The organism is Streptomyces sp. NPDC006997 (assembly GCF_040635175.1).
Taxonomy (GTDB): domain Bacteria; phylum Actinomycetota; class Actinomycetes; order Streptomycetales; family Streptomycetaceae; genus Streptomyces.
The window spans coordinates 173,203-184,595 of the sequence record NZ_JBEYHH010000001.1 but is presented as its reverse complement, the minus strand read 5'-3'; the positions used below and the strand labels follow the sequence as shown (position 1 = coordinate 184,595).

14 protein-coding genes are annotated in these 11,393 nt (G+C 71.0%); 1 reads left to right on the top strand and 13 read right to left on the bottom strand.

The window, feature by feature from the left end:
* Positions 1-53: 53 nt before the first annotated feature.
* From ABZ659_RS00815 to ABZ659_RS00760, 12 genes are all read right to left on the bottom strand, one after another.
* Positions 54-362, bottom strand: a complete 309-nt coding sequence (locus ABZ659_RS00815; protein WP_003965949.1) for a DUF2469 domain-containing protein — start codon at positions 360-362, stop codon at positions 54-56.
* 56 nt (positions 363-418) lie between these two features.
* Positions 419-943, bottom strand: coding sequence for an NUDIX hydrolase (locus ABZ659_RS00810; RefSeq protein WP_360212018.1), 525 nt, complete (start codon positions 941-943; stop codon positions 419-421).
* A complete protein-coding gene (gene lepB / locus ABZ659_RS00805; RefSeq protein WP_360212016.1) occupies positions 933-1,709 on the bottom strand; it encodes a signal peptidase I in 777 nt (258 codons plus the stop codon). Before lepB (ABZ659_RS00805) ends, ABZ659_RS00810 begins: the two co-directional genes overlap by 11 nt.
* A gap of 65 nt (positions 1,710-1,774) precedes the next feature.
* On the bottom strand, positions 1,775-2,809 hold the full coding sequence (lepB, locus tag ABZ659_RS00800) for a signal peptidase I (protein WP_360212014.1): 1,035 nt from the start codon (positions 2,807-2,809) through the stop codon (positions 1,775-1,777).
* A complete protein-coding gene (gene lepB / locus ABZ659_RS00795; protein WP_360212012.1) occupies positions 2,700-3,797 on the bottom strand; it encodes a signal peptidase I in 1,098 nt (365 codons plus the stop codon). The genes lepB (ABZ659_RS00800) and lepB (ABZ659_RS00795) overlap by 110 nt, the downstream gene beginning before the upstream one ends.
* A complete protein-coding gene (lepB, locus tag ABZ659_RS00790; RefSeq protein ID WP_360212010.1) occupies positions 3,790-4,506 on the bottom strand; it encodes a signal peptidase I in 717 nt (238 codons plus the stop codon). Before lepB (ABZ659_RS00790) ends, lepB (ABZ659_RS00795) begins: the two co-directional genes overlap by 8 nt.
* 46 nt (positions 4,507-4,552) lie before the next feature.
* Positions 4,553-4,903, bottom strand: coding sequence for a 50S ribosomal protein L19 (gene rplS / locus ABZ659_RS00785; protein WP_360212008.1), 351 nt, complete (start codon positions 4,901-4,903; stop codon positions 4,553-4,555).
* Between the two features lie 135 nt (positions 4,904-5,038).
* Complete coding sequence (trmD, locus tag ABZ659_RS00780; RefSeq protein WP_360212006.1) at positions 5,039-5,872, bottom strand: tRNA (guanosine(37)-N1)-methyltransferase TrmD; 834 nt, start codon at positions 5,870-5,872, stop codon at positions 5,039-5,041.
* Complete coding sequence (gene rimM / locus ABZ659_RS00775; RefSeq protein WP_360212004.1) at positions 5,872-6,414, bottom strand: ribosome maturation factor RimM; 543 nt, start codon at positions 6,412-6,414, stop codon at positions 5,872-5,874. Before rimM ends, trmD begins: the two co-directional genes overlap by 1 nt.
* 95 nt (positions 6,415-6,509) lie before the next feature.
* Entirely contained in the window at positions 6,510-6,749 is a 240-nt protein-coding gene (locus ABZ659_RS00770) for an RNA-binding protein (RefSeq protein WP_030612780.1), read from the bottom strand.
* Positions 6,750-6,751: 2 nt separating this feature from the next.
* Positions 6,752-7,171, bottom strand: a complete 420-nt coding sequence (gene rpsP / locus ABZ659_RS00765) for a 30S ribosomal protein S16 (protein WP_360212002.1) — start codon at positions 7,169-7,171, stop codon at positions 6,752-6,754.
* A gap of 282 nt (positions 7,172-7,453) precedes the next feature.
* Entirely contained in the window at positions 7,454-8,050 is a 597-nt protein-coding gene (locus ABZ659_RS00760; protein WP_360212000.1) for a hypothetical protein, read from the bottom strand.
* A 790-nt stretch (positions 8,051-8,840) separates the two neighbouring features.
* On the opposite strand from ABZ659_RS00760, the gene ABZ659_RS00755 reads away from it, so the two are divergent.
* Positions 8,841-9,728, top strand: coding sequence for an SAM-dependent methyltransferase (locus ABZ659_RS00755; protein WP_360211998.1), 888 nt, complete (start codon positions 8,841-8,843; stop codon positions 9,726-9,728).
* A 61-nt stretch (positions 9,729-9,789) separates the two neighbouring features.
* Here the strand turns inward: ABZ659_RS00755 and ffh are convergent, their stop codons facing one another.
* Entirely contained in the window at positions 9,790-11,340 is a 1,551-nt protein-coding gene (gene ffh / locus ABZ659_RS00750; RefSeq protein WP_360211996.1) for a signal recognition particle protein, read from the bottom strand.
* Positions 11,341-11,393 lie beyond the last annotated feature (53 nt).

The window sequence follows — 11,393 nt, the reverse complement described above, 5'->3', positions numbered from 1 at the left end:
CCACGGAGATGTGGACAAACCCGTCACCCACTCGGGTGAGCCCCGTCCGACCTTCACCCGCCCGGCAACTCCAGGTCGCTCTTGTTCAGCTCCTCGATGTTCACGTCCTTGAACGTCAGCACGCGCACCTGCTTCACGAACCGCGCCGGCCGGTACATGTCCCACACCCACGCGTCCGCCATCGAGACCTCGAAGAACACCTCGCCCTGAACCGAGTGCACCTGCATCTCGTAGTCGTTGGTGAGATAGAAGCGCCGCTCGGTCTCGATCACGTATTTGAACAGACCGACGACATCGCGGTACTCCCGGTAGAGCTTCAGCTCCATCTCGGTCTCGTACTTTTCGAGGTCCTCGGCGCTCATGGCATGTTCCCCTTCAGCCGTGCGATCCCACCATTGTGCGCCAGTCCCGTGCGCCCCTAGACGATTTCCGTGTCAAGGACCTCCGGACCGGCGGGGGGACCTTCGTCGAGCAGTCTGCGCAGCAGCTGGGCGAGTCTGGTCGGGTACACCGTCTCATGCGTCCGGGCCAGTTCCTCACAGGTCCACCACCGCGCTCCCGCGACGCTGCGCCGCTCCAGCTCGGTCAGGGCCACCGCTTCGGTCGCCGTCTGGGTGGTGCGGGCCAGGTAGTACCACTCGTCCTGGTCCCAGCGGCGCCCGGCGAACGGGAACGAACACGTCCGCCGCCACAGCACCGGCCCCAGCTCGACCTCGGTGATCCCGGTCTCCTCGGCGAGTTCCCGCAGCGCCGCCTCCTCACGGGTCTCGTCGCCCTCCAGACCGCCACCCGGGGTGAACCACCAGTCGTCGGCCGGATCGTCCGGCTCGTGTCCGTGCAGCAGCAGGACGCGGTCGTCGGGGTCGAGCAGCACCACCCGGGCGACCCTGCGCAGCGGCCGTCCGTCGAGCCCCTCCGCCCCCGCCGTGACCTCAGCCGACACCGGCGGACCCCGTCCGCGTCCGCCTGCGCGCGCCCAGCCGCCTGGCCACCGGCCCGTAGGCGGCGCCGCCCAGCACCAGCACCGCACCGCCGACGACCAGCGCGCCGATCGTCCGCAGCGGGCCGGGGCCGGAGACCGCGCCCAGCGTCTCGAAGCCGGTGGCGCGCGCCAGCATCCCGTCCATGGGCCAGACCACGGCGTCGACCTTCCCGGTCACCGTCGAGCGCGCCACGGTGCCCTGGGCGGCGTCGGCGAGGTGGGCGGTGGAGTCCAGCGAGCCGTGCCGCTCGTCGCCGAGCAGGAACAGCCGCCCCTTCGGCACCGTGACCTCGGGGAAGTTCCCGCTCTCGGCGGCCTGCCCCGCGGGCAGGTAGGGCTCGTCGATCTGCTTGCCGTTGACCGTCAGCCTGCCCTCCGTGCAGCAGGCGACCGTGTCACCGCCGACCGCGACGACCCGCTTCAGCACGGGCGCGTCGGCCCAGTTGGCGTCCTTGAAGACGACGACGTCCCCACGGCGCACCTCGCTGCCGTCGACCCGCTGCGCCAGCACCCGGTCCCCCGCGCCGATGGTCGGCGCCATGGAGGTGGTGGGCACGGTGTACGGCCGGTAGACCACCGCTCCCCAGACGAAACCGCCGAGGAACAGCGCGAGGCCCAGCGCCACCGCCAGACCGGACAGCACCTGTCCGGTCCGGCCGCCCGCCGGGCCCGTGTCGCCTGTGCCCCCGCCGCGCGGGGCCGTCCGTGTCGCGCTCTCGCCACCCATGGGTCCGCACCCTACCCGGCGGTACGGTTCCCGGTCAGCCCTCGGCCCGACCCCGGACAACGCGCTCAGCGCGTGCGGACCACCTGGCTCCGCTTCCGCCGCCACAGCGCCACCGGCACCACCCCCGCGAGGGCGAGGGCGTTCGGCGCGTTGGTCAGGACCGCGGCGGACGGCGCCGGGTCGCCCAGACCGGGCTGGTCGAAGGTGTCCGGGACGGGCAGCGTGTCCCAGCGGTTGATGGGCCACGCCTTGACGACGGCGCGGCCGACCACCTCGTCCACCGGGACCATGCCCTTGTTCTTGTCGCCCTGGTTGTACCGGGAGTCGCGGGAGTTCTGCCGGTGGTCGCCCATCACCCAGACGAAGCCCTCGGGGATCTCCACCTTGAACTGGCCGCCGTTGTCGTCGACGCTGCACGGGGTGTTGCCCGGGTACACGTACGGCTCGTTCAGCGCCTTGCCGTTGACCTTCAGCGGGCCGGTGCCCTTGCACTCGACGGTGTCACCGCCGACCCCGATGACCCGCTTGATCAGGTCCTTCTCCTCCGCGGACGGCATCAGGCCGATCCAGCTGAGGAACGTCTGGAGGGCGTTCGGGTCGAGCGTGGGCTCACCCGCCAGCCAGTCCGCCGGGTCGTGGAAGACGATGACCTCACCGCGCTCCGGCTCCGAGCCGAACCAGGGGGTGAGCTTGTCGACGAGGACACGGTCACCCTCCTGGAGGGTGTTCTGCATCGAGTCGGAGGGGATGGAGAACGCCTGCACCAGGAACGTCTTGATCAGCAGCGCCAGCACCAGCGCGATACCGATCAGGATGGGCAGTTCCTTCCAGAAGGACCGCTGCTTGCGCTGCGCCTGCTGCCCGGCCGCCGAGCCCTCCGGCTCCCGCTCCGGTTCCTGATCCCCGTCCTGTGCCCCGGCCTGGTCGCCGCTCTGCTGCGGGGCCTGGCCCTGTTCGTCCGTCACCTTGCCGTCCTCGGTCGCCCGGGTGTCACTCCCGGGAGTTCCAGCGCCGTCCGCGGCCTGGGCCGCCGCCACGGGATGTCCGCGGTGCTCCTCGCCGTCGTGCCCGGACCGTGCGCCAACCGCCACATCCCCCACGCCAACTCCTTACTGTCTGCCGCCGCCTGCCACCCCATACCCGGCGCAGGCCCACCACTCCCATAACGAGCGGGAGTTCCGCAGGGCTCGGGAGTTGCGTCGTTCCGCCCGGGGTCGTTCCCGGGCCGGAGGCAACCCTATGCGACGGTCCGGGAGCCGCGGTCGAGCCGGGCGCCGCGTCGGACACCGACGCATAGGCGTTCGGTTCCTCCAGGGTGCTCCAGCGGCCGAGCGGCCAGGCGATGACGACGGCCCGCCCCACCACCTCGTCGACGGACACGGTGCCGCCGTAGTCGGTGTCCTGGTGCGAACGGGAGTCCGCGGAGTTGCCCCGGTGGTCGCCCATCACCCACAGCCGCCCCTCGGGGACGGTGATGTCGAACTCCTCCCGGGAGGGCTCGTCGCCGGGGAACAGATAGTCCTCGTTCAGGGGAACGCCGTTGACGGTGACTCGCCCACCCGTGTCACAGCACTTGACGTGGTCACCGCCGACGCCGACGACCCGCTTGATGAGGTCCTTCTCGTTGTCGGACGGCAGCAGACCGATGAAGGTGAGCCCTTCCTTGATCTGCTTGACGACGACGGGGGCGTCCTTCTTCTGGGTGGGCTGCTCGTCCCTCAGCCAGCCGCCCGGGTCCTTGAACACGACGACGTCCCCGCGCTCCGGCTCCGAACCGAACCAGGGCGTGAGCTTGTCGACCAGGACCCGGTCGCCGATCTGGATGGTCTGCTCCATCGAGCCGGACGGGATCACGAACGCCTGCACGAGGAACGTCTTCAGTACGAGCGCTATCAGGACGGCGACACCGACGAGGAGCGGGATCTCCTTGATGGCCGACCGGCGCCTGCGCCGCTTGACCTTGCGCTGGAGCTTGCGCCGCTCCGCGCGGCTACGGCCACTGGACGGCGCCGCCGCCCGCCGGGTGCCGGTGGGCAGCGGGTTGTCGGCGCCGCTGCCGGTCCCGCGCGGCTTGCCACGGCTACCCATGGGCGCCGTCCGCCGCGGGCACGCGCGCGTAGGCGCCGGGACGCTCCAGACGGGTGAGGTGGTCCACCGGCCACACGATCCACTCGGCCCGGCCGATCACCCGCTCCACCGGGACCATGCCACCGCCGGGCGAGCCGAGGTGGTCGCGGGAGTCGCTGGAGGCGGCACGGTGGTCGCCCAGGACGAACAGCGTGCCGTCGGGCACGACGACGTCGAAGCGGACCGCGGACGGGTCGTTACCGGGATACAGGAAAGCCGACTCGTCGACGGACCGCCCGTTCACCTCGATCCTCCCCTTCCGGTCGCAGCACACCACGTGGTCGCCCCCCACGCCCACGACGCGTTTGACGTAGTCGGCGTTCCCGAAGTACCCCGTGCCGTCGAACACGACGACCTCACCGCGCCGCGGCTCGGCACCGAAACGGTACGCCAACTTGTTTACGACAACGCGGTCCCCGATCCTCAATCCGTTCTCCATCGATCCGCTGGGGATCTGGAACGGCTGCGCCACGAACGCGTGCAGGAGCAGCAGGAAGACCAGGCAGAACAGCGCGGTCAGGGTGATCCGCCCGCCGGGGAGCCAGGCGGCGAACCGCTTCGGTAACGCGAAGCGCGACCGCCCCTCCGGCCCCTGCGGCTCCGGGTCCTGCCCGGGTCCGTGGGAGTGGGAGGAGCGGTCGCGCTCCGTCGGCTGTGCTTCGGTGTCCATCGGGGCCAGATGCTATCCGGCCCCGATGTGCGTACCGGAAGCGCGCTCAGTTCTCGCGCTTCTCCTTGATCTTCGCGGCCTTGCCGCGCAGCTCGCGCAGGTAGTACAGCTTGGCGCGACGTACGTCACCGCGAGTGACCAGCTCGATCTTCTCGACGATCGGGGTGTGCACCGGGAAGGTGCGCTCCACGCCGACGGAGAAGGAGACCTTGCGGACCGTGAACGTCTCACGGACACCGGAGCCCTGGCGGCGGATCACGACACCCTTGAACTGCTGCACACGCGAGCGGTTGCCCTCGATGACGCGGACGTGGACGTTGACGGTGTCACCCGGGCGGAAGGCCGGGACGTCGTCGCGCAGCGACGCGGAGTCGACGGTGTCGAGCAGGTGAGACATGAGGTCTGCTTTCCTCGCTGATGCCACAGGTCATCAACGGAAACTAGGCGTTCTGGAAGGTGGGCCGTGCGCGTCGGGGCGGGCGTCGTGTCCCCCTGTGGCAGGGGCGCACGCCGGACGGCGCACAACAGCGGCCTATTCTTCCACGTCCTCGACCCTGCGCCAAAATCGGCCGTACCGCTCGCCCTCGGGGTCCGGCGCCCAGCCCAGGATGGACAGCATCTCGCGGTCCTTCTTGTCGAAGCCCCTGGGGTCGCACCGCTCGATGAGGTCGGGCCGGTGGGCGGTGGTCCTGCGCAGCGCCTCGTCGCGCCGCCAGCGGGCGATCTTCCCGTGGTGGCCGCTGAGCAGCACCTCGGGGATGCCCCGCTCCCGCCACCGCGGCGGCTTGGTGTGGACGGGGCCCTCCAGGAGGTTCGCCATGGCGCCCGGCGCGAAGGAGTCGTCCCGGTGCGACTCGGCGTTGCCGAGGACACCCGGCAGCAGCCGGGCCACGGCCTCGGTGACGACGAGGACGGCCGCCTCGCCCCCGGCGAGGACGTAGTCGCCGATGGACACCTCGTACACCGGCATCCGGGTGGCGTACTCGTCGATGACGCGGCGGTCGATGCCCTCGTAGCGGGCGGGCGTGAAGACCAGCCAGGGCCGCTCGGACAGCTCCACGGCGAGTTCCTGGGTGAAGGGGCGGCCACTGGGTGTGGGGACGACCAGGACGGGCTCCCGGGCGCCCCGCTCGTAGCCGTCGGCCAGCACGTCGTCGAGGGCCTCACCCCAGGGCTCGGTCTTCATGACCATGCCGGGTCCGCCGCCGTAGGGGGTGTCGTCGACCGTGTGGTGGCGGTCGTGGGTCCACTCCCGCAGGTCGTGGACGCCCACCTGGAGCTGGCCACGCGCGCGTGCCTTGCCGACGAGGGAGACGTTCAGCGGCTCCAGGTACTCGGGGAAGATGGTGACGACGTCGAGCCGCATCACGCCTCGTCCCGGTCGGAGGCGGTCTCCGCGCGGTCGTCGATCAGCCCCGGCGGCGGATCGATCACGGCCCGCTGCTCCGTCAGGTCGACCTCGGTGACGATCTCCTCGACGAACGGGATGAGCACCTCGCTGCCGTCGGGCCGCTCGACGATGAACAGGTCCTGGGAGGGCAGGTGGGAGATCTCGGTGATCCGGCCGACCTCCGTGCCGTCCACGGTGACCACGTCGAGGTCGATCAGCTGGTGGTCGTAGTACTCGTCCTCGTCCTCGGGCGTCTCGTCCGGGTCGACGTCGGCGATGAGGAGGGTGTTGCGCAGCGCCTCGGCGCCGGTGCGGTCCCGGACGCCCTCGAAGCGCAGCAGCAGGCGCCCGCTGTGCACCCGGCCGGTCTCGATGGTCAGCGGCCCCACCGCGGCGGGGTCGGTGGCGAGGACGGCGCCGGGGGCCAGCCTCAGCTCCGGTTCGTCGGTGCGTACCTCCACGGTGACCTCGCCCTTGATCCCGTGGGCACGGCCGATCCGCGCGACTACCAGCTGCACTGTCCTAGATCTCCTGTCATACGACTACGGGCCGGGGACGGCCCTGTGGCCCTCCCCGGCCCGAGCCGGTGCTGCGTGGTGACGTCGTTCCGACGTCAGCGAACGTCGTCCACGTCGACGAGGTCGACACGGACGCCGCGGCCGCCGATGGCGCCCACGACGGTGCGCAGGGCGCGGGCGGTGCGGCCGTTGCGGCCGATCACCTTGCCGAGGTCGTCGGGGTGGACCCGGACCTCCAGCACCCGCCCGCGACGCAGGTTGCGCGAGGCGACCTGCACATCGTCAGGGTTGTCGACGATGCCCTTAACGAGGTGCTCAAGAGCCTCCTCGAGCATCATCAGCCCTCGGTCGACTCGGACTCAGCGGCAGCCTCGTCCTTCTTGTCTGCCTTCTTCTTCTGGGTGATGGCCTCACCCTTGCCCTCGTCGTCACCGCCGAGCGCCTCGAACGACGGACGGGCCGACTTCTCGGCGGCCACCAGCAGGGGCGCCGGGGCGGGCTCGCCCTTGAACTTCTGCCAGTCGCCGGTCTTCTTCAGGATGGCGAGCACGGGCTCGGTCGGCTGGGCGCCGACGGAGAGCCAGTACGCCACGCGCTCGGCGTCGACCTCCATCACCGACGGGTTGTACGTCGGGTGGTACTTGCCGATCTCCTCGATGGCCCGGCCGTCACGGCGGGTACGGGAGTCGGCGACGACGATGCGGTAGTGAGGCGAACGGATCTTGCCCAGACGCTTCAGCTTGATCTTGACTGCCACGGGAGTGGGTTCTCCTGGATTTGACGTGGGTGGGCACGGCGGAACTGCCGCGTGGGGTTGCGGTACCCGAGTGCCCGATGGACGCGTCAGCCGGAGGAGAGAGGGGTCCTGTGCGGCTGTCGAGTACAGCCGCCCATTCTGCCACACCCAGGGGGACGATTCCGACCGAGGGGTGCCGGCGGGCACGCCTGACCGGCACGTGGCGCCGCCTGAACCGGCGCCGCGTGCGCGGCCTGGCGTCCGGGGAGGGAGCCGACGCGGCTGCCACGAGCAGCCGCGTCCTCAGCCCGCCGCGGCGCCGACGACCTCCGGGATCCGGAACGGCTTCCCGCACCCCCCGCACACGATCGGCGCCTGGGCGAGCACCGACGGGACGACCCGCACGTTGCGGCCGCAGTCGCACACCGCCTTGACCCGCACGCCGCCCCCGGAGGAGCCGTGCCGGGCCGCCGGACCGCGGAAGCTGCGGGCCGTGTCGGCGGAGGTGGCCGCGGTGTGCGCCTTCAGCGCGCGCTGGAGGCGCTCGATCGTCGGGCGGTAGCGCCGCCTCGCCTCGGGGTTGAGCGAGACCAGCGAGAAGCCGCTGCTGGGATGCGGCTCCTCGGGGTGGTCGAGGCCCAGCTCCTCGGCGATCGCGAGGAATCTGCGGTTGTGGTACCGACCAGCCCGGGAGGTGTCGCGGATTCCGCGGGCGGCGGCGATGCCATGGACTGCCTCATGCAGCAGTCGCTCGAAGGAGAGTTCGTGACCGCAGGCGGACGACGACTCTCCGATCAGTGACTCGGGCGCGGCAAGATCCGGCAGCTCGGGGTGGTACCGCTGAATGTCGGCCCACGCCTGCGCCAGCTCTGCGGCGAGAACAGGTGGTGTCGTGCTCACGTAATGACAACGAGCCGGGGGCACGCTGTGTTCCTATTCCGGGGCATCCCAAATAATTTGCACGTACCCGTCAGTTGGCACTGATGCGTCCCGACGAGGGCGGGTGCGCTGATCTGCGGAGAAGCCGCACAGCTCGCCACAAGGTGGTACGGAGCCTGACGTACGACCCGGCGCGTGAAAGACGTACGCACGCCGGGGACCGTGCGGCCCGCGCGGGCGCAAGGGGCGTTTCGGCCGGACTCGTCCGCGTCCCGTTACCCCGATCAGCGCGCGCGGCAACCGTGACGTTACCGGGCCCGCGGTCACCCCCCGGCACCGCCCCGTCCCCGGTGCCCGCACCGCGCACGGTGACGCCCCGCCCCGCCCTCCCGGCCTCGCCCTCCCCAGCGAGCACGTCCCGCGGACCTTGGCCGAAACCGCCTCGTCCGCCTTGATCGCGCGGGTGGCCACCCGCGCGGGCGGCACCCGCAACCCGCTGTCATCGCCCTGCGCCGTGAACAGGCCACCCTCACGGCAACCCGCGCGGGCGCGTCTCCCGGCACCGGTGCGGGAGGCCGCCCCTGCGCGGCGGGAGAACAGGCGCCTTGGCCGTGGCGCGACGGTACGGGCCCACGTTGCCGGGATGTGAAATCTCGCCACACAGCGCCGGAACACCCAAACCAGCCCCCTCCAGCACTGGACGCCACCGCGAGCCCGGAGTTTCCTGGCATACGGGGGAGTTGCGAGCGCACGTCACGGGGGCCAGGCAAACGGGCACCACGGCAACACAGGGCGGATTGGGGCGCTATCGATGACACCTACGCTCGTGCGGCGGCACCTGCAGCACGCGGGACCGGCGTCCCACGTGGACCTGCGTGCACGCGCGCGTGACTGGTCGGAAATCCAGGAGCGGATGCTCGTCCCGCTCTACGAGGCCGTCTACGAGCGACTCGAAGTGGACCCGGGCACCCGGTTGCTGGGGCTCGGCTGCGGCAGCGGACTCGCCCTGCTGATGGCGGCCTCCCGGGGCGCCGCCGTCACCGGCGTCGAACCCTCCTCCCCCGAACGGCTCGACCTCGCCCGGGAACGGCTGGCCTCCGCGCCCACCGAGACCCGGGACGCACGCGCGCGTGGGACGCGCGTCCGGCTCGTCCACGGGCCGCCGCCCGCCCCGGCCGACGCGCCGGAGGGCACCGACGCCGCCGGGACGCCGTACAACCTCGTGACCGCCTTCGAGCCGATCGGCTGTCTCGCGGGCGACGCGGAGGGGCTCGGTGAGCTGCTCACCGCCGCCGTGCCGCTCGCGGAGCGCGGCACCCCGGTGGTGCTGGCGGGCTGGGGTCCCCCGGAGCGGTGTGCCACCGCCTCCGTGCTGCGGGTGGCCGCGAAGCTCGCGGACCCGATGCGGGCGGCTGGCAGCTGGCGTCCGGCGCTCCGCGACGACCTGGAGGAGGTCGCCCAGCGCGCCGGACTCGCCCTGGACGGCTCCGGACGCGTGGCCTGCCCGTTCGGCTACGCGAACCTCGACAGCGCGGTACGGGGGCTGCTCTCGACCGGCCTGTTCGACGCGGCGATCACCGCTACCGACCGGGAACAGGTCGACAAGGAACTCACCGAGGCCCTGCACCCGCACCAGCGGCCCGACGGGACGGTGTGGATGCCGAACGTGTTCCGGTACCTGATCGCCCGCGTGCGCTGAGGCGCGCCCGGGGCGGATACGACGCCGGCGCGCCCTCGGCGTCGTAGCACCGACCGGACCGTCAGCCCATGAACTTCTTGAACTCGTCCGGCAGCTCGAAGTCCTGACCGGCCTGCTGGCCCGGCACGCCGAAGGCGTTGCCCTGGGCGGCCGCCGCGCGGCGGGCGGCCTCCTCCTGCTCCTGCTGCTTGCGCTTCATCGGGTTGCCGGAGCGCTGCTTGCCCTTGGCCTTCTTCGGCTGCTTCTTGGAACGGCCGGGGCCGCCCCCCATGCCCGGCATCCCGGGCATCCCCGGCATACCGCCGCCCTGGGCCATCCGGGACATCATCTTGCGGGCCTCGAAGAACCGCTCGACCAGGCCCTTGACCGCGCTGACCTCGACACCGGAACCCCGGGCGATCCGGGCGCGGCGCGAGCCGTTGATGATCGTCGGGTCCTGGCGCTCGCCCGGCGTCATGGACTTGATGATCGCGGCGGTGCGGTCGACGTCCCGCTCGTCGAGGTTGTTGATCTGGTCCTTGATCTGCCCCATGCCGGGCAGCATCCCGAGGAGCTTCGAGATGGAGCCCATCTTCCTGACCTGCTCCATCTGGGCCAGGAAGTCGTCCAGGGTGAAGTCCTGGCCCTTCTTGGACGCCAGCTTGGAGGCCATCTTCTCGGCCTCTTCCTGGCTGAACGTCTTCTCCGCCTGCTCGATCAGGGTGAGCAGGTCACCCATGTCGAGGATGCGGGAGGCCATCCGGTCAGGGTGGAAGGCGTCGAAGTCGTCGAGCTTCTCGCCGTTCGACGCGAACATGATCGGCTTGCCGGTGATCTGCCGGATCGACAGCGCGGCACCACCGCGGGCGTCGCCGTCGAGCTTGGAGAGCACCACGCCGTCGAAGCCGACGCCGTCGCGGAACGCCTCGGCGGTGTTGACGGCGTCCTGGCCGATCATCGCGTCGACGACGAACAGGATCTCGTCGGGGCGGACGGCGTCCCGGATGTCCGCGGCCTGCCGCATCATCTCCTGGTCGATGCCGAGACGGCCGGCGGTGTCGACGATGACGATGTCGTGGACGCGGTTCCTCGCGTACTCGACGGAGTCCTTGGCGACCTTGACCGGGTCACCGACGCCGTTGCCCGGCTCGGGCGCGTAGACCGCGACCCCGGCCCGCTCGGCGACCACGCTCAGCTGGTTCACGGCGTTCGGCCGCTGGAGGTCGGCGGCGACCAGCACCGGCGAGTGCCCCTGGTCCTTGAGCCACCTGCCGAGCTTGCCCGCGAGGGTGGTCTTACCGGCACCCTGGAGACCGGCCAGCATGATCACGGTGGGCGGGTTCTTGGCGAACCGGAGACGGCGGGTCTCGCCACCGAGGATGGTGACCAGTTCGTCGTTGACGACTTTGATGAACTGCTGCGCCGGGTTCAGGGCCTTCGAGATCTCCGCCCCAAGCGCCCTCTCCTTGACGTTCTTGATGAACGTGCGGACTACGGGGAGGGCCACGTCCGCTTCGAGCAGGGCGATGCGGATCTCGCGGGCCGTGGCGTCGATGTCCGCCTCCGACAACCTGCCCTTGCCGCGGAGGTTTTTGAAAGTCGCGCTGAGGCGGTCGGAGAGGGTGTCGAACACGGTGGCGTCGGTCCTCGAAGCTAGGGGACGTTTGGGCTGCCCTCCAGGGTATC